General features: G+C 68.6%; 15 protein-coding genes and 2 tRNA genes. 15 read left to right on the forward strand and 2 right to left on the reverse strand.

The window, feature by feature from the left end; all coding sequences use genetic code 11:
• The first annotated feature begins 105 nt into the window (after positions 1 to 105).
• Positions 106 to 300, forward strand: coding sequence for a hypothetical protein (locus ACIBW9_RS02315; RefSeq protein WP_016435177.1), 195 nt, complete (start codon positions 106 to 108; stop codon positions 298 to 300).
• A gap of 149 nt (positions 301 to 449) precedes the next feature.
• Here the strand turns inward: ACIBW9_RS02315 and ACIBW9_RS02320 are convergent.
• Positions 450 to 520, reverse strand: a tRNA-Gly gene (locus ACIBW9_RS02320).
• A gap of 130 nt (positions 521 to 650) precedes the next feature.
• Between ACIBW9_RS02320 and ACIBW9_RS02325 the strand changes: the two genes are divergently transcribed.
• From ACIBW9_RS02325 to clpX, 5 genes are all read left to right on the forward strand, one after another.
• Positions 651 to 727 (forward strand) — tRNA-Pro (locus ACIBW9_RS02325).
• A gap of 224 nt (positions 728 to 951) precedes the next feature.
• Positions 952 to 2,340 carry a trigger factor gene (tig, locus tag ACIBW9_RS02330; protein ID WP_398950379.1) on the forward strand — a complete coding sequence of 463 codons (1,389 nt, stop codon included), beginning with the start codon at positions 952 to 954 and terminating at the stop codon, positions 2,338 to 2,340.
• 341 nt (positions 2,341 to 2,681) lie between these two features.
• Entirely contained in the window at positions 2,682 to 3,287 is a 606-nt protein-coding gene (locus tag ACIBW9_RS02335; RefSeq protein WP_344402975.1) for an ATP-dependent Clp protease proteolytic subunit, read from the forward strand.
• A 69-nt stretch (positions 3,288 to 3,356) separates the two neighbouring features.
• The gene (locus ACIBW9_RS02340; protein WP_099928871.1) at positions 3,357 to 4,037 is read left to right on the forward strand and encodes an ATP-dependent Clp protease proteolytic subunit; all 681 of its coding nucleotides are present in this window, start codon (positions 3,357 to 3,359) and stop codon (positions 4,035 to 4,037) included.
• Positions 4,038 to 4,215: 178 nt separating this feature from the next.
• Positions 4,216 to 5,502 (forward strand): ATP-dependent Clp protease ATP-binding subunit ClpX, encoded by a 1,287-nt coding sequence (gene clpX, locus ACIBW9_RS02345; protein WP_351471003.1) that lies wholly within the window; start codon positions 4,216 to 4,218, stop codon positions 5,500 to 5,502.
• 72 nt (positions 5,503 to 5,574) lie between these two features.
• Here clpX and ACIBW9_RS02350 read toward each other — a convergent pair whose 3' ends face one another.
• Entirely contained in the window at positions 5,575 to 6,531 is a 957-nt protein-coding gene (locus ACIBW9_RS02350; protein ID WP_398950382.1) for a hypothetical protein, read from the reverse strand.
• A gap of 137 nt (positions 6,532 to 6,668) precedes the next feature.
• Here ACIBW9_RS02350 and ACIBW9_RS02355 point away from each other — a divergent pair, with 137 nt between their 5' ends.
• The 9 genes from ACIBW9_RS02355 to rodA all read left to right on the forward strand — a co-directional run bounded on the left by ACIBW9_RS02355 (position 6,669) and on the right by rodA (position 18,476).
• Positions 6,669 to 9,293, forward strand: a complete 2,625-nt coding sequence (locus tag ACIBW9_RS02355) for a valine--tRNA ligase (RefSeq protein WP_398950384.1) — start codon at positions 6,669 to 6,671, stop codon at positions 9,291 to 9,293.
• A 170-nt stretch (positions 9,294 to 9,463) separates the two neighbouring features.
• Positions 9,464 to 10,948, forward strand: coding sequence for a bifunctional folylpolyglutamate synthase/dihydrofolate synthase (locus tag ACIBW9_RS02360; RefSeq protein ID WP_398950386.1), 1,485 nt, complete (start codon positions 9,464 to 9,466; stop codon positions 10,946 to 10,948).
• Positions 10,949 to 10,954: 6 nt separating this feature from the next.
• A complete protein-coding gene (locus tag ACIBW9_RS02365) occupies positions 10,955 to 11,323 on the forward strand; it encodes a DUF4233 domain-containing protein (protein WP_398950388.1) in 369 nt (122 codons plus the stop codon).
• 71 nt (positions 11,324 to 11,394) lie between these two features.
• Complete coding sequence (ndk, locus tag ACIBW9_RS02370) at positions 11,395 to 11,808, forward strand: nucleoside-diphosphate kinase (protein ID WP_030934323.1); 414 nt, start codon at positions 11,395 to 11,397, stop codon at positions 11,806 to 11,808.
• 300 nt (positions 11,809 to 12,108) lie between these two features.
• The gene (locus tag ACIBW9_RS02375) at positions 12,109 to 13,128 is read left to right on the forward strand and encodes a rod shape-determining protein (protein ID WP_398950390.1); all 1,020 of its coding nucleotides are present in this window, start codon (positions 12,109 to 12,111) and stop codon (positions 13,126 to 13,128) included.
• Positions 13,129 to 13,308: 180 nt separating this feature from the next.
• On the forward strand, positions 13,309 to 14,253 hold the full coding sequence (gene mreC / locus ACIBW9_RS02380; protein WP_398950392.1) for a rod shape-determining protein MreC: 945 nt from the start codon (positions 13,309 to 13,311) through the stop codon (positions 14,251 to 14,253).
• 13 nt (positions 14,254 to 14,266) lie between these two features.
• A complete protein-coding gene (gene mreD, locus ACIBW9_RS02385) occupies positions 14,267 to 14,947 on the forward strand; it encodes a rod shape-determining protein MreD (protein ID WP_398950394.1) in 681 nt (226 codons plus the stop codon).
• A gap of 83 nt (positions 14,948 to 15,030) precedes the next feature.
• Positions 15,031 to 17,280, forward strand: coding sequence for a penicillin-binding protein 2 (mrdA, locus tag ACIBW9_RS02390; protein ID WP_398950396.1), 2,250 nt, complete (start codon positions 15,031 to 15,033; stop codon positions 17,278 to 17,280).
• Entirely contained in the window at positions 17,277 to 18,476 is a 1,200-nt protein-coding gene (rodA, locus tag ACIBW9_RS02395; RefSeq protein WP_398950398.1) for a rod shape-determining protein RodA, read from the forward strand. Before mrdA ends, rodA begins: the two co-directional genes overlap by 4 nt.
• The last annotated feature ends 54 nt before the right edge of the window (positions 18,477 to 18,530 follow it).

The following is an 18,530-nucleotide window of genomic DNA, read 5'->3' on the forward strand; positions in this document are numbered from 1 at the left end:
TGCCGCATACGGGGGCTCTGTTGGTGGCACGATGGTTCTGGCGGGGGTGCGCGGGGCAGGCACCCCCGGGCCGGGAGAGCGGACCGACCGAGGGTGTGATCAGTTGTGGCCATTTCACTGTCAGTGGTGCTGCTGTTGGCGATCATCCTGGTGGTGTTGATCAGGGGAGGCTCGATCAAGGCCGGCCCGGCGATCGTCGCGGTGCTCTTCGGCTTCTTCCTCGCGTCGACCGGCATGGCCCCGTCGATCAACCGGTTCCTGAACTCGATAGCGGAGACCATCAACTCGATCAGCTTCTGATCCGGGCGGATGCTCCGCCCGCGCAGGACGCGGAGGCCGCCGCGCCGCGCCCGTGGACGACCACGCCCCACGCACCGGACGCAGCGGCGCCCGAAACGATCAGGGCCGGCCCGGAGGAAGATCCTCCGGGCCGGCCCTGATGCGTGGAGAGCGGGCGACGGGAATCGAACCCGCGTAGCTAGTTTGGAAGACTAGGGCTCTACCATTGAGCTACGCCCGCACAGCACGCGCCGCAGGTCAGATGACCGCGGCACAGAAGGCATCGTAGCGGGTCCGGCCCCCTTGGCGCACACTCCGTAAATGCGGCGGCCGCGCTGTCTGTGGGCATGTACCCTACGTGTCGCACCTGACGGGGTGTGGCGCAGCTTGGTAGCGCGTCCGCTTTGGGAGCGGAAGGCCGTGGGTTCAAATCCCGCCACCCCGACCATCGACCGGTCAACACCGGTCACCCCGGGCGATCACCTCGCATGATCGCCTTTGGGGCGTTCAGCCGCTGCGGTTACTATGCAAGCTGCGCGCCCGTGTGTCTCATCCACAGGAATCCACTGGACCACCACTGGAGATCCTTCGGACGTCCTCCGGGCGGCGAAATCCGCCGGACCAGTCTGGCTCCGGCAGAAACCAAGAAGTCAGCCACAAGGAGACCGAACCGTGAAGAGCGCCGTGGAGACCCTGAACCCGACCCGGGTTCGGCTCACTGTCGAGGTGCCCTTCGAGGAGCTCAAGGACAGCCTCGACGCGGCGTACAAGAAGATCAACCAGCAGGTCACGGTGAAGGGCTTCCGGAAGGGCAAGATCCCGGCGCGCGTCATCGACCAGCGGTTCGGCCGCGGTGCGGTCCTGGAGGAGGCGGTCAACGACGCGCTTCCGAAGTTCTACACCGAGGCGGTCAACGAGGCCGAGCTGAACGTCCTCGGCCAGCCCGAGGTCGACATCACGGAGCTGAAGGACGGCGAGACGCTGAACTTCACCGCCGAGGTCGACGTCCGTCCCGCCCTCGAGATCCCGGACTACTCCGGCATCGAGGTCGAGGTCGACGCCGTCGAGGTCACCGACGAGGACGTCGACAAGTCGGTCGAGCAGCTCCGCGAGCGCTTCGCCTCGACCTCCCCGGTCGAGCGCGCCGCCGAGGACGGCGACGTCGTCACCATCGACCTGGAGGCCAAGGTCGAGGGCGAGGTCCTGGAGGACGGCGTCGCCAGCGGCGTCTCCTACACCATCGGCTCCGGCGAGCTGCTCGACGGCATCGACGACGCCGTCAAGGGCCTGTCCGCCGGCGAGGAGGCCACCTTCACCTCCGAGCTCAAGGGAGGCTCCGCGGCCGGCAAGGAGGCCGAGGTCACCGTCAAGGTCACCCAGGTCGCCGCCCGCGAACTGCCCGAGCTGGACGACGAGTTCGCGCAGCTCGCCTCCGAGTTCGACACCCTGGAGGAGCTGAAGGCGGACAGCCGCAAGCGCCTCGAGAACATGAAGCAGTACGACCAGGCCACGCAGGCCCAGGAGCGCGTCCTGGAGAAGCTGCTGGAGCTGGTCGAGGTGCCCGTCCCCGAGAAGCTGCTCGAGGACGAGATCAACACCCGTAAGCACAACCTCGAGCACCACCAGCTCGGCCAGATGGGCCTCGACCTCGAGAAGTACCTCGAGATCCAGGGCAAGACGGTCGAGGAGTTCGAGGCCGAGACCAAGGAAGCCGCGGTCAAGGGCATCAAGACCCAGTTCGTCCTCGACGAGCTGGTCAAGCAGGAGAAGCTCAACGTCAACCAGGAGGAGCTCACCGAGCACCTCATGCGGCGCGCGGCCTCCTCCGGCATGTCCCCCGACCAGTTCGCCCAGGCCGTCGTCGAGGGCGGCCAGGTTCCGCTCCTGGTCGGCGAGGTCGCCCGCGGCAAGGCCCTCGCGGTCGTCGTCGAGGCCGCCACGGTCAAGGACACCAACGGCGAGGTCATCGACCTGGACGACGAGGACGAGGTCGAGACGGCCGCCGAGGTCGCCGCCGAGGCCACGGAGGCCGACGCCACCGAGGAGAAGACCGAGGGCTGATGCCCCCGGCGCTTCTGCGAGACGTATGACGGGCCCCGGGTCGCATCGTGACCCGGGGCCCGTTCGCCTTCCCAGGGGCGCGGGGCTGTGTCGATATGCGGCTCCGCCGCGTGGGCGCGAACAGCCCCCACTACCCGCAGTGGCCGACGAACGGAAAGTACCCACGACGCTACGCCCCCGGCGAACACCCCCCTCCGCGGGATTCCCCGAAGGGACCCGCGCGTTAGGGTCCATGAATATGGGGGCAGGGAACTCCGCGAAACCGCCGGAGGCCCCCGCAGGGAAACGTGAGACGGCCCGGCGCCGTCGTAAGACGAGCAGGTGGATACGTGACGAATCTGATGCCCTCCGCCGCCGGCGAGCCCTCCATCGGCGGTGGCCTCGGCGACCATGTCTACAACCGGCTGCTCAACGAGCGGATCATCTTCCTCGGCCAGCCGGTCGACGACGACATCGCGAACAAGATCACCGCGCAGCTGTTGCTCCTTGCCGCAGACCCGGACAAGGACATCTACATGTACATCAACAGCCCGGGCGGCTCGATCACGGCCGGCATGGCGATCTACGACACCATGCAGTACATCAAGAACGACGTGGTGACCATCGCGATGGGCCTCGCGGCCTCCATGGGCCAGTTCCTGCTCAGCGCGGGCACCCCCGGCAAGCGCTTCGCGCTGCCGAACGCCGAGATCCTGATCCACCAGCCCTCCGCCGGCCTGGCCGGCTCGGCCTCCGACATCAAGATCCACGCGGAGCGGCTGCTGCACACCAAGAAGCGCATGGCCGAGCTCACGGCCTTCCACACCGGCCAGTCGGTCGAGCAGATCACCCGCGACTCGGACCGCGACCGCTGGTTCGACGCCGACGAGGCCAAGGAGTACGGCCTCATCGACGACGTCATCCCGACGGCCGCCGGTATGCCGGGCGGCGGCGGTACCGGGGCCTGAGCCCCGCCGCGGGGCCCCCGGGCCCCGCACAGCCCCCAGCCGACCGCCTCAGCTCCTAGGAGACAGACAGTGAACGACTTCCCCGGCAGCGGCCTGTACGACCGCTCACGCGCCGAGTACACGGGCCCCACGGCGGAGTCCCGTTACGTCATCCCGCGCTTCGTCGAGCGCACCTCGCAGGGCATCCGCGAGTACGACCCGTACGCGAAGCTCTTCGAGGAGCGCGTGATCTTCCTGGGCGTCCAGATCGACGACGCCTCGGCCAACGACGTCATGGCGCAGCTGCTGTGCCTGGAGTCGATGGACCCCGACCGGGACATCTCGGTCTACATCAACAGCCCCGGCGGCTCCTTCACCGCGCTGACCGCGATCTACGACACGATGCAGTTCGTGAAGCCGGACATCCAGACGGTCTGCATGGGCCAGGCGGCCTCCGCCGCCGCCATCCTGCTGGCCGCCGGCACGCCCGGCAAGCGCATGGCGCTGCCGAACGCCCGCGTGCTGATCCACCAGCCCTACAGCGAGACGGGCCGCGGCCAGGTCTCCGACCTGGAGATCGCCGCGAACGAGATCCTGCGGATGCGCTCGCAGCTGGAGGAGATGCTCGCCAAGCACTCCACCACGCCGATCGAGAAGATCCGCGAGGACATCGAGCGCGACAAGATCCTCACGGCCGAGGAGGCGCTCTCGTACGGCCTGATCGACCAGATCATCTCCACCCGGAAGATGAACAACGCGGCCGTCCGCTAGTCGGAGGCTGTATCGTCTGCCGCCCCTTGGCACGGTAAGTGGGCTTTGACACGCTGCACGTCAAAGTGAACCGCGCCAAGGGGGGCCCGAACGGGGGGCCCGGCAAGGTACCGTCGGATTAAGGCAGCACCAGGAGCCGCTGGATTCAGGCGTCTCCCAGGCGAAGGGGAAGCACACCGTGGCACGCATCGGTGACGGCGGCGATCTGCTCAAGTGCTCGTTCTGCGGCAAGAGCCAGAAGCAGGTCAAGAAGCTCATCGCAGGGCCTGGTGTGTACATCTGCGACGAGTGCATCGACCTCTGCAACGAGATCATCGAGGAAGAGCTCGCTGAGACGAGCGAGGTGCGCTGGGAGGAACTTCCCAAGCCGCGCGAGATCTACGAGTTCCTCGAGGGCTACGTCGTCGGCCAGGAGCCGGCGAAGAAGGCCCTCTCGGTGGCGGTCTACAACCACTACAAGCGCGTCCAGGCCGGCGAGAACGGCGGCGCCAACGGACGCGACGACGCGATCGAGCTGGCGAAGTCCAACATCCTGCTGCTCGGCCCCACCGGCTCGGGCAAGACCCTCCTGGCCCAGACCCTGGCCCGCATGCTGAACGTGCCGTTCGCCATCGCCGACGCCACGGCGCTGACGGAGGCCGGCTATGTCGGCGAGGACGTCGAGAACATCCTGCTCAAGCTGATTCAGGCGGCCGACTACGACGTCAAGAAGGCCGAGACCGGGATCATCTACATCGACGAGATCGACAAGGTCGCCCGGAAGAGCGAAAACCCGTCGATCACGCGCGATGTGAGCGGCGAGGGCGTGCAGCAGGCCCTCCTCAAGATCCTCGAGGGCACGACCGCCTCGGTGCCGCCGCAGGGCGGCCGCAAGCACCCCCACCAGGAGTTCATCCAGATCGACACGACGAACGTCCTGTTCATCGTGGGCGGTGCCTTCGCGGGCCTGGAGAAGATCATCGAGTCCCGGGCGGGCGCCAAGGGCATCGGCTTCGGCGCGACGATCCGCTCCAAGCGTGAGCTGGAGGCCAAGGACCAGTTCGAGGACGTCATGCCCGAGGACCTGGTCAAGTTCGGCATGATCCCCGAGTTCATCGGCCGCCTCCCCGTCATCACCTCGGTCCACAACCTGGACCGCGAGGCCCTGCTGCAGATCCTCGTCGAGCCGCGTAACGCCCTGGTGAAGCAGTACCAGCGCCTGTTCGAACTCGACGGTGTGGAACTGGACTTCGAGCGCGAGGCCCTGGAGGCCATCGCCGACCAGGCCATCCTCCGCCAGACCGGCGCGCGAGGGCTGCGCGCCATCATGGAGGAAGTCCTCATGTCGGTGATGTACGAGGTCCCGTCCCGCAAGGATGTGGCCCGCGTGGTCGTCACGGCGGACGTCGTCCACTCGAACGTGAACCCGACCCTGATCCCGCGGGACGCCCGCGGCCGCGGCCCGGGGGAGCAGAAGACGGCGTAACCGCCGTCCCGTACACGGCGAAGGGGCCCCGGTCGACTGACCGGGGCCCCTTCGTGGTCGTGGCGTTCGGCGTCAGGCGGGGACGCGTACGTCGTTGCGGAGCTTGGCGGCCAGGGCTGCCGCGTCGTCCAGCGAGGTGCTCTTGCCCGAGGTCATGGAAGCCAGGTCGTACGAGACCACGTAGGCGAGGGTGCTGTGGTCACCCCAGATGCAGATCGGCATCTTCACCGTCTGCCCGGAGGACGTGGTGTCGAGCTCCTGGCACTTCATGACGCCGTTCTCGAAGCCGGCGGGCTTGAACTCCTGGGGGCTGCCCACGAGTTTGCCGCCGGACGAGCTCTTCTCGGTCTCCGTCTTGCTCTGGGCGAACATGGCGTCGACGGTCTTCTCCGGGTCGTCGATGGTGCCGTACACGCCCGTGAACATCAGGTTCTTCGCGGTGAGACCCGATCCCGAGGTGTAGAGCGCGCTGACGTCCTTGGCGTTCTGCACGCCCCACGACTCGGCGTCCTTGACGTCCTTGTCGCTCATCTGGCCGGCCGAGGAGTCGCTGCCCTTCTTGTACTCCCCGGAGAGGACCGTCGCCGGCGCCGACAGCTTGTGCGCCCCGTCGTCCGCGATGCTGCTTCCACTGCCGGATCCGCCGAACCTGCCCCCGCCGAGCACGAGGTACGCCCCGACCCCGATGGCCGCCACGACCGCCACGGCGCCGATGATCAGGCCCGCCTTCTTGCCGCCGCCACCGCTGGGCACGGGCGGCTGCGGGACGGTGTAGGGCTGCTGGCCGTAAGGGTCCTGGCCGTAAGGGGCCTGCTGCTGCGGGTAGCCGTAGCCGGGCTGGGGCGGGGGAGCCTGCTGCGGGTAGCCGTAACCCGGCTGGGGCTGGGGCGGAGGGGCCTGCTGGGGGTAGCCGTAGCCGGGCTGGGCCGGAGGGGCCTGCGGCGGCTGCTGGCCGTAGGGGCCCGGCTGGCCGTACGGGCCGGGCTGCTGGGGCTGCCCGCCGTACGGGCCCGGCTGGTTGTAGCTCATTACTGGGTTCCCCTCCAGAATGTTTATGTGGTGCCGACATCCTGGCGCAGACACGGACAGCGCACCGCATCGGGGCCCCCACCGTTACAGAGCAAACACGTTTCGGGACACGCCCGCGACACCCCTAAACTGACCCCGTGACCGAGAACGCTCAGCAGCAGCCACCAGCGCCCGACACCGAACTGCCGACCCAGTACGCGCCGGCCGATGTAGAGGGGCCGCTGTACGAGCGCTGGGTAGAGCGCGGTTACTTCGAGGCTGACGAGAAGAGCGACAAGCCGTCGTACACCATCGTCATCCCGCCGCCGAACGTCACCGGCAGCCTGCACCTCGGGCACGCCTTCGAGCACACCCTCATCGACGCGCTGACACGTCGTAAGCGCATGCAGGGCTTCGAGACGCTCTGGCAGCCCGGCATGGACCACGCCGGCATCGCCACCCAGAACGTCGTCGAGAGGGAGCTGGGCAAGGAGGGCAAGTCCCGCCATGACCTCGGCCGTGAGGCCTTCGTCGACCGCGTCTGGCAGTGGAAGGCCGAGTCCGGCGGGCAGATCTCCGGGCAGATGCGGCGCCTCGGTGACGGTGTCGCCTGGTCGCGCGAGCGCTTCACGATGGACGAGGGGCTCTCCCAGGCCGTCCAGACCATCTTCAAGCGCCTCTACGACGACGAGCTGATCTACCGCGCCGAGCGCATCATCAACTGGTGCCCGCGCTGTCTGACCGCGATCTCCGACATCGAGGTCGAGTACCAGGACGACGACGGCGAGCTGGTCTCCCTCAAGTACGGCGAGGGGGAGGAGACGGTCGTCGTCGCCACCACCCGTGCCGAGACCATGCTCGGTGACACGGCCGTCGCCGTTCACCCCGACGACGAGCGCTACAAGCACCTCATCGGCAAGCTCATCAAGCTGCCGCTGACCGACCGCTCCATCCCGGTCGTCGCCGACACCCACGTCGACCCCGAGTTCGGCACCGGCGCCGTCAAGGTCACCCCGGCCCACGACCCGAACGACTTCGAGATCGGCCAGCGCCACGACCTCCCGGCCATCACGGTCATGGACGAGCACGCCGTGATCACCGTCCACGGCCCCTTCCAGGGCCTGGACCGCTTCGAGGCCCGCTCGGCGATCGTCGCCGCGCTGCGCGCCGAGGGCCGGATCGTCGCCGAGAAGCGGCCCTACGTCCACTCCGTCGGCCACTGCTCGCGCTGCAAGACCACCATCGAGCCGCGGCTGTCCATGCAGTGGTGGGTCAAGGTCGGCCCGCTCGCCAAGGCCGCCGGTGACGCGGTCCGCGAGGGCAAGGTCAAGATCCACCCGCAGGAGATGGAGAAGCGGTACTTCGACTGGGTCGACAACCTCCACGACTGGTGCATCTCGCGGCAGTTGTGGTGGGGCCACCGCATCCCGGTCTGGTACGGACCGAACGGCGAGGTCGTCTGCGTCGGCCCCGACGAGCAGCCGCCGAGCGGCGAGGGCTGGCGTCAGGACACCGACGTCCTCGACACCTGGTTCTCCTCCGGCCTGTGGCCCTTCTCCACGCTCGGCTGGCCCGAACAGACCGAGTCGCTCGCGAAGTTCTACCCGAACTCCGTCCTGGTCACCGGCTACGACATCCTCTTCTTCTGGGTCGCCCGGATGATGATGTTCGGCCTGTACGCGATGGACGGCACCCCGCCGTTCCACACCATCGCCCTGCACGGCATGGTCCGCGACCAGTTCGGCAAGAAGATGTCGAAGTCCTTCGGCAACGCGGTCAACCCGCTGGACTGGATGGACAAGTACGGCAGCGACGCCCTCCGGTTCACCCTCGCCCGCGGCGCCAACCCCGGCGTCGACGTCCCGATCGGCGAGGACTGGGTCCAGGGCTCCCGCAACTTCGCCAACAAGATCTGGAACGCCACCCGCTTCGCACTGATGAACGGCGCGACGGTGGACGGCCCGCTGCCGGACGCCTCGAAGATGTCCGCGACCGACCGCTGGATCCTCTCCCGCCTCAACTCCGTCGTCGCCGAAGTCGACGCGCTCTACGAGGACTTCCAGTTCGCGAAGCTCTCGGACGCGCTGTTCCACTTCGCGTGGGACGAGGTCTTCGACTGGTACGTCGAGCTGTCCAAGACGACGTTCCAGGCGGGCGGCGAGGCGGCCGAGGTCAGCAAGCGGGTCCTCGGTGAGGTCCTCGACGTCACCCTCAAGCTCCTGCACCCGGTCGTCCCCTTCGTCACGGAGACGCTCTGGACCACCCTCACGGGCGGCGAGTCGGTCGTCATCGCCGAGTGGCCGAGCGACAGCGGCTTCCGCGACAAGGCGGCGGAGCAGGAGATCGAGACCCTGCAGTCCGTCATCACCGAGGTCCGCCGCTTCCGCGCCGACCAGGGTCTGCAGCCGGGTCAGCGGGTCCCGGCCCGGCTGACCCTGGACGGCACGACGCTGGCTCCGCACGAGTCGGCCATCCGCCAGCTGCTGCGTCTGCAGCCGGAGGGCGAGGCCTTCACGGCCACGGCGACCCTGCCGGTCGGCGGTGCCGAGGTCGCCCTCGACCTGTCCGGCACGATCGACGTGGCGGCGGAGCGCAAGCGCCTCGCGAAGGACCTCGCGGCCGCCGAGAAGGAGAAGGCCCAGGCCACCGCCAAGCTCGGCAACGAGGCGTTCCTGGCGAAGGCTCCGGACAACGTGGTGGACAAGATCCGCGGACGGCTGGCCAAGGCGGACGAGGACATCGCCCGGATCCAGGCCCAGCTGGACCGGCTGCCGGAGGCGTAAGTCGTTTTGCGGAGCTGAGGGCCTCCAGAGCTGCAAAGCTCTGGAGGCCCTCAGCTCCGTCACGGGCGCGGGGAACTGCGCGACCAGCCACATCCGGCCCGCGGCCGCCAACACGACCAGCCGCCCCACTCCCTGGGCGCACTGTCAGTCGACCTCCGTAGACTGACCCCGTGAGTGAAAGCGACCCCTTCGACGACATCGTCGCCGCAGAGACCGACCGCGACCCCGACCTCGCGATCATCGAGGCCGGCAGCCGCACCCTGCGCACGCAGGGCGGCCCGCCGCAGGCCGATGTGCCCGCGCGGCCGGAGGACCCCGAGGTCGACAAGGCCCTGCGCGAGGTCGAGGCGGAGCTCGCCACCCGCTGGGGCGAGACCAAGCTCGAGCCCTCGGTCAGCCGTATCTCCGCACTGATGGACGTCCTGGGCGAGCCGCAGCGCTCGTACCCCTCGATCCACATCACCGGCACCAACGGCAAGACCTCCACCGCCCGCATGATCGAGGCCCTTCTCGGCGCCTTCGAACTGCGCACCGGCCGGTACACCTCGCCGCACGTCCAGTCGATCACCGAGCGCATCAGCCTGGACGGCGCCCCCATCTCCGCCGAGCGCTTCATCGAGACGTACAACGACATCAAGCCGTACATCGAGATGGTCGACGCACAGCAGGAGTACCGGCTGTCCTTCTTCGAGGTGTTGACGGGCATGGCGTACGCGGCCTTCGCGGACGCGCCCGTCGACGTCGCCGTGGTGGAAGTGGGGATGGGCGGCTCCTGGGACGCCACCAACGTCATCGACGGGGACGTCGCCGTCGTCACCCCCATCGACCTCGACCACACCGACCGACTCGGTGAGACGCCCGGTGCGATCGCCACCGAGAAGGCCGGCATCGTCAAGCAGGACGCGACGGTCATCCTGGCCCAGCAGCCGGTGGACGCGGCCCAGGTGCTGCTGAAGAAGGCCGTCGAGGTCGACGCCACGGTGGCCCGTGAGGGCCTGGAGTTCGGGGTCGTGTCACGTCAGGTCGCGGTCGGCGGGCAGCTGCTCACCCTGCGCGGCCTCGGCGGCGAGTACGACGAGGTGTACCTCCCGCTCCACGGCCCGTACCAGGCGCACAACGCGGCCGTCGCGCTCGCCGCCGTCGAGGCGTTCTTCGGGGTCGGTTCGCAGCGGCCCGAGCCGCTCGACATCGACACCGTCCGCAAGGCCTTCGCGGCCGTCTCCTCGCCGGGGCGGCTCGAAGTCGTACGGCGCTCGCCCACCGTCGTCCTGGACGCCGCCCACAATCCGGCCGGCGCCCGCGCCACCGCCGAGGCGATCGGGGAGGCCTTCGACTTCAGCCGGCTGATCGGTGTGGTCGGCGCGAGCGGCGACAAGAACGTACGAGGAGTGCTGGAGGCCTTCGAGCCGATCTTCGCCGAGGTCGTCGTCACACAGAACTCCAGCCACCGCGCGATGGACGCGGACGAACTCGCCGCGATCGCCGTGGAGGTCTTCGGCGACGAGCGCGTCCAGGTCGAACCACGGCTGCCGGACGCCCTGGAGGCCGCGATCACGCTGGCCGAGGAGGAGGGCGAGTTCGCGGGCGGCGGCGTACTCGTGACCGGCTCCGTCATCACCGTCGGCGAGGCCCGGCTGCTGCTGGGAAGGGGCTGATCACTCGTGCGTACGCTCTGTGCCTCGACCCTGATCGGCGAGTTCTTCGTGATCGGCTTCGCCGGACTCGTCGCCATGAAGGACCCCGACCTCGCCACGTCGACGGTGTGGACGGTCAGCGGCATCGCGATGTTCCTGTGCGTGGTGCTGTGCGGTGTCGTGACGCGACCGGGCGGCGTCGCCCTCGGCTGGGCCCTGCAGGCGGCCCTCGTCGCCTCCGGCTTCGTCGTCCCGACGATGTTCTTCCTGGGCGTGGTCTTCGCGGCCCTGTGGTGGGCCTCGGTGCACTACGGAAGGAAGATCGACGAGGCGAAGGCGCGGTTCGCCGCCGCAGAGACAGGCTCGACAGGCTCCTCCACACCTGACGCTGTGTGACAGGGGCCCGGACACGCCCTGTAATCTTCGAACACCCCCGCACCATCCTTGATCTTCCATAGGAGCCCGCAGTGACCCAGCGCACCCTCGTCCTGCTCAAGCCCGACGCGGTCCGTCGTGGCCTGACCGGCGAGATCATCAGCCGTATCGAGCGCAAGGCCGGCTGGCAGATCACCGCGCTGGAGCTGCGCACCCTCGACCAGGAGACCCTGGAGCAGCACTACGGCGAGCACAAGGGCAAGCCCTTCTACGAGCCGCTGGTGGAGTTCATGGCCTCCGGTCCGGTCGTCGCGCTGATCGTCGAGGGCGAGCGGGTCATCGAGGGGCTGCGCGCGCTGGCCGGTCCGACCGACCCGATCGCCGCCGCCCCCGGCTCCATCCGCGGCGACTACGGCGTGATCGTCCGCGAGAACCTGATCCACGCCTCCGACTCCGAGGAGTCCGCCGAGCGCGAGGTGAAGATCTTTTTCCCCGGCCGCGGTTGAGCGACAAACCTATGAATTTTTGAGTGACCGTCAGGTCGCTCGCCCGTCTGACCTGGGACGGCCGAGGGTTTTGGGCCGTCCTCTGGCATATGCGTGCCGATCGGGGGAACGAGTGCCCCCGATGGGCCGTCTCCACAAGCGAGGCGACACTTCATCTGCTGACAATGGCGAGGACCCTCGCGCAGTGTTCGTGCAGGCGCGTCTACGATGGAAGCCTTCACGTCACAGCACCCACTTCGCCGACCTGAAAAGCCCTCAAAAGCTCCCAGGAAGGCCAGACGAATCCTGATGGGGAACTCAATGTCGTTCATCGGCCGTGACATGGCTGTCGACCTCGGGACCGCCAACACGCTGGTGTACGTCAGGGGACGGGGGATCGTACTCAACGAACCGTCCGTCGTCGCGATCAACACCAACACCGGTGGCATCCTCGCGGTCGGCGCCGAGGCGAAGAAGATGATCGGTCGGACCCCTGGCAACATCGTTGCCGTACGACCGCTGAAGGACGGCGTCATCGCCGACTTCGAGATCACCGAGCGGATGCTCCGCTACTTCATCCTGAAGATCCACAAGCGGCGGTATCTCGCGCGGCCGCGTGTCGTCGTGTGTGTGCCCTCCGGCATCACGGGCGTCGAGCGCCGCGCCGTGATCGAGGCGTCCTCGCAGGCCGGTGCTCGTCAGGTGCACATCATCGAGGAGCCCATGGCGGCGGCCATCGGCTCCGGCCTCCCGGTCCACGAGGCCACCGGCAACATGGTGGTGGACATCGGCGGCGGCACCACGGAGGTCGCGGTCATCTCGCTCGGCGGCATCGTCACCGCCCAGTCAATCCGCGTCGCGGGCGACGAACTGGACAACGCGATCATCCAGCACATCAAGAAGGAGTACTCGCTCCTTCTCGGTGAGCGGACGGCCGAGCAGATCAAGATCACGATCGGTTCGGCGTACGACCTGGAAGACGACCAGCACACCGAGATCCGCGGCCGGGACCTCGTCTCCGGACTGCCCAAGACCGTCGTCATCTCCGCCGCCGAGGTGCGCAAGGCGATCGAGGAGCCGGTCAACGCCATCGTGGACGCCGTCAAGACGACCCTCGACAAGTGCCCGCCGGAGCTGTCCGGCGACATCATGGACCGGGGGATCGTGCTGACCGGCGGCGGGGCGCTGCTGCGCGGGCTCGACGAGCGGCTGCGCCGGGAGACCGGGATGCCGATCCACATCGCCGAGGACCCGCTGGACAGCGTCGCGCTCGGCTCGGGCAAGTGCGTCGAGGAGTTCGAGGCGCTCCAGCAGGTGCTGGACGCCCAGCCGCGCAGATGACGGCAACTCTTCGATTCCGCCGTACGGGACGATCTCCTCTCGTACGGCGGATCGTTGATATAGAGGCAGTTGATATAGAGGCATAAGCTCGCCCATAAGCCTCTGCCCGCTGGAACCGCCCAGCTGAACCGAACACCTGAACCTCTGCACATTCCTATGAGGAAGGCACGGCCGCCGCACGTGAGGGACACACGAGAGAGCCGGCTGCTCCTGGTGCTGCTGATCGCCATCGCGTTCGCGCTGATCACGGTGGACATCCGCGGCGGGGAGGACTCACCGGTCGACGGTGCCCGCCAGGTCGCGGCCACCGTGTTCGGCCCGATCGAGGACGGCGTGTCGTCGGCGGTCGACCCGGTCGGCAACGCCATCTCAGCGGTCCGTGACTCGGGCACCCGGCACGACCGGCTCGCCCGTCTGGAGACGGAGAACGCCACCCTCAAGGCGAAACTCGGCAGCGACGACCGCAACCGCAGCCGGCTGGCGCAGCTCGACAAGATGCTGAAGGTCTCCGCCGAGGGCCAGTACGGCATCAAGGGCGCCCAGGTCATCGCCATAGGAGCGGCCCAGGGCTTCTCCTGGACGATCACCATCGACGTCGGCGCCAACGACGGCATCAAGCGGGACATGACCGTGCTGAACGGCGACGGCCTGGTCGGACGGGTCACCAACGTCGGCCCCGACGCCTCCACCGTCCTGCTCGCCAACGACCCGGACTTCACCGTCGGCACCCGCATGGAGGGCAGCGACGAGCTCGGCTTCGCCACCGGGCAGGGCGACCGCCCGCTGCGGGTGGAACTGCTCAACTCCAAGGCGGACGTGAAGAAGGGCGACCGCCTGGTCACCTTCGGCTCCGAGGCCGACAAGCCCTTCGTGCCGGGCGTCCCGGTCGGTGTGGTCTCCCGCGTCGACCCGTCCGGCGGCAACCTGACCCGCACCCTCTTCGTCACGCCGTTCGTCAGCTTCTCCAAGCTGGACATCGTCGGCGTCGTCGTCGAGGCCCCGAAGAAGGACCCGCGCGACACGGTGCTCCCCGCCAAGCCCCAGCCGACGCCCACACCGACGGTCACCGTCACGGTGACCCCGTCCCCGAGCGCGTCCCTCGACGGCCAGACCCAGCAGCAGTAGGAGCTGAATCCCCATGCGCGTCAACCGGATCCTGCTCTCCTCGGCCCTGGTCGTCGTAGCCCTGGTGGTCCAGGTGAGCGTCCTCGCCCGGCTCCATCTGCCGGGCGCCGTTCCCGACTTGCTGCTGCTGACCGTGCTGGGCCTGGCCCTGGTCTACGGCCATGTCGGCGGCGCCCTCGTCGGCTTCGGCGCGGGCCTGCTCGCGGACCTCGCCCCGCCCGCCGACCACGCGGCCGGCCGCTACGCCCTGGTGCTGTGCGTCATCGGCTACCTCGCCGGGCTGGCCAGACCGGAGAACGGGCGGCTGAAGTCGGCCACCGGCCCCATGCTCGTCGTGGTGGCCGCCGCCATCGGCTCGACCCTGCTGTACGCCGGTGTCGGTGCCCTCGTCGGGGACACCGCCGCCCGCCATGTCGGCCTCGTCAGCCTGATGCTCTCGGCGGCACTGTACGACCTGCTGCTCGCCCCCTTCGTCGTGCCCGGGATCATGGCCCTGGCCCGGCGCGCGGACAACGACCCGCTCGCCGAGGCCGGCTCCCCGTCGAAGAAGGCCACCGACATCACCTCCGGCTGGATCTCCAACGGGACGGGCCTCAAGCTCGGCGGCCAGCGCGGCGGCCTCGGCGCCCTGAAGGCCAGGGCCCGCACCCGCACCGCCCGCGTGGGCCGCATCAAGGGGGTCAAGCGGCTGTGAGCAGGCGGGAGTTGGCGGCGGGCGCCATTCACAGCTCCGTCGTATATGACACGTACACACACTGAGAGGGGGAGGCAGCCGCAGTGACCAACATTCCCGAGACCGGGCGGACCCCACGGGTCCAGATCCGGCTCGTCGTCATCCAGATCCTGGTCCTCTCCCTGCTCGGTACCCTCGGCGGCCGGTTGTGGTACCTGCAGATCCGCGAGGGCAGCGAGTACGCCAAGGAGGCGTCCGGCAACCACGTCCAGCAGGTCGTCGACCCCGCCGTACGCGGCTCGATCCTGGACGCCCGCGGTGTGGCGCTCGCCGACAACGAGACCCGGCTCGTGGTCTCCGCCTCCCGCACCGACCTGCTGAAGATGAAGGACGACGGCAAGGCGGTCCTCACCAAGCTGGCCGGGGTCCTGGGCATGAAGCCCAAGGAGGTCATGCAGCGGGTCCGGCTGTGCGACGCCAAGACGCCCCAGCCCTGCTGGAACGGCTCGCCCTTCCAGCCGATCCCCATCACCGACGAGGCAACGCCCCGCCAGGCCATGCAGATCCGCGAGCGCTCCGAGGACTTCCCCGGCATCACCGCGGAGCCCGAGGCGCTGCGCCGCTACCCCGGCCCCGGCAAGTCCAACACCGCGCAGGTCCTCGGCTATCTCTCGCCCGTCACCGACGAGGAGATCCAGAAGGCCAAGGACACCGACTCGCCCTATCTCCGCTCCGACCAGGTCGGCCGCTCCGGCCTCGAGCGCCAGTACGACAAGGAACTGCGCGGCAAGGCCGGCGTCACCCGCTACGAGGTCGACAACCTCGGCAGGGTCATCGGCAAGGCCAAGTCCGATCCCGCCCAGGCCGGTTCGACCCTCGTCACCAGCATCGACGCCCGCGTCCAGCGGGTCGCCGAGTACGAGCTGCACAACGCGATGAAGATCGCCCGCGGGCAGTACGACAAGGTCACGGGCGAGAAGTACAAGGCCGACTCGGGTGCCGTCATCGTGATGGAGGCCAAGACCGGCCGTATCGTCGCCATGGCGTCCGCGCCGACGTACGACCCGAACGTCTGGGTCGGCGGCATCTCCGCCAAGGACTACAAGCAGCTCACCGGCAAGGACTCCGACTACCCGCTGCTCAATCGGGCCATACAGGGTCAGTCCGCGCCGGGTTCGACCTTCAAGGTGGTCTCCACGGCCGCCGCGGTCCAGGCCGGCTACGCCTGGGACGGCGGCTACCCCTGCACCAGCTCGTACTCGGTGGGCGGCCAGGTCTTCAAGAACTTCGAGGGCGAGAGCTTCGGCCCCATCTCGCTGGGCCGGGCCCTGGAGGTCTCCTGCGACACCGTCTTCTACGGCCTCGCGGACCGCGAGTGGAAGAAGGACGGCGGGATCAACCCGAAGAAGGGCCAGCCCAAGGACTACTTCTACAAGACCGCCCACCAGTTCGGCCTCGGCAAGCAGACGGGCATCGACCTCCCGAACGAGGTCACCGGCCGCGTCCCCGACCGCCAGTGGAAGCAGGACTACTGGAAGGCCAACAAGGACGCCTGGTGCAAGAGCGGCAAGAAGGGCGGCACCTACGTCCAGAGGATCGAGTACGAGGGCTGCCTCGAGGGCTACAAGATGCGCGAGGGCGACTCGATCAACTACTCCATCGGTCAGGGCGACACCCTCCTCACCCCGATCCAGGAGGCCATGATCTACGGGGCCCTCGCCAACGGCGGCACCGAGCACGTCCCGACCATCGGCAAGGCGATCATCAGCGCCGACGGCAGGACGGTCAAGGAGATCAAGCCCCGGGTCCTGCGCAAGCTCCCGATCAGCGAGGCCACGCACAAGGGCATCGACAAGGCGCTCGCGGGCGTCATCACCGCCGGTACCGCCGCCTGGAAGTTCAAGGGCTGGCCGCAGGACAAGATCACACTGCACGCCAAGACCGGTACCGCGGAGGTCTACGGCAAGCAGACCACCTCATGGCTCGCCACGTACTCCAAGGACTACTCGGTCGTCATGACGATCGCCCAGGCCGGTACGGGTTCCGGCGCCTCCGGTGAGGCCGTCCGCAGCATCTACAGCGCCCTCTACGGCGTCCAGCCCGACGGCTCGATCGACAACAAGAAGGCACTGCTGCCCTCCCCGCAGAAGGGCCTGCCCAAGGTCAAGACGGACGGCACGATCGCCTCGCCGAAGGTCCCCAAGGACCCGGCCAAGGAACTCCACGCCAACGACAACGCCAGCCCCTCCCCGGGCGCCAGTCAGCCCGCGGCGACCACGCCCTCGCCCACGTCCACCAACCGGACCACCCGCAGGCGGCCGCGCAGGCGGGGAAGCCGGAGGATGCTCACATGACCGGTGCAGGCAGCTTCTCCGTTCCCGGATACGGCCCGCGGCGCGCGGGCTGGACCCGGATCTTCGCCCGTGACTCGGTGTCCCGCCGGCTGGACTGGCCGATGCTGCTGGCGGCCCTCGCGCTCTCGGGGATCGGCTCGCTGCTCGTCTACTCGGCGACCCGCAACCGCACCGAGATCAACCAGGGCGACCAGTACTACTTCCTGATCCGGCACATCATGAACACGGGCATCGGGTTCGCCCTGATGGCCGGCACGGTCTGGCTCGGCCACCGCACCCTGCGCACCGCCGTCCCGATCCTGTACGGCGCCTCGGTGTTCCTGATCCTGCTGGTCCTCACCCCGCTGGGCGCCACCATCAACGGCAGCCGCAACTGGATCGTCTTCGGCGGCGGCTTCTCCCTGCAGCCCGCCGAGTTCGTGAAGGTCACGATCATCCTCGGGATGGCGATGCTGCTGGCGGCGCGGGTCGACGCGGGTGACAAGAAGTACCCCGACCACCGCACGGTCCTGCAGGCGCTGGGCCTGGCCGCCGTACCGATCCTGATCGTGCTGCTCATGCCCGACCTCGGCACGGTCCTGGTCCTGGTGACGATCATCCTGGGCGTGCTGCTCGCCTCCGGCGCCTCCAACCGCTGGGTCTTCGGCCTGATCACGGCCGGAGTCATCGGCTGCATCACCATCTGGCAGCTGCACATCCTGGACGAGTACCAGATCAACCGTTTCGCGGCCTTCGCCAACCCGAGCCTCGACCCGGCGGGCGTCGGCTACAACACCAACCAGGCGCGCATCGCGATCGGTTCGGGCGGTCTGACCGGCGCGGGCCTCTTCCACGGCTCGCAGACCACCGGCCAGTTCGTGCCCGAGCAGCAGACCGACTTCGTCTTCACCGTGGCGGGGGAGGAGCTGGGCTTCGTCGGCGCCGGCCTGATCATCTTCCTCCTCGGCGTGGTGCTGTGGCGCGCCTGCCGCATCGCCCGTGACTCGACGGAGCTGTACGGCACGATCGTCGCCGCCGGGATCGTCGCCTGGTTCGCCTTCCAGACCTTCGAGAACATCGGCATGACCCTCGGCATCATGCCGGTCACGGGCCTGCCGCTGCCCTTTGTGTCGTACGGCGGCTCGTCGATGTTCGCGGTGTGGATGGCGGTGGGCCTGCTGCAGTCGATCAGGGTGCAGCGGCCCATGTCGGCTTAGGCCTCCGGCGGTCGGGCCGGGTGCGGTGCGGGTGAGTGGGGGTGCGGCCCCGGG

This window comes from Streptomyces sp. NPDC049541 (assembly GCF_044465725.1).
GTDB lineage: Bacteria > Actinomycetota > Actinomycetes > Streptomycetales > Streptomycetaceae > Streptomyces.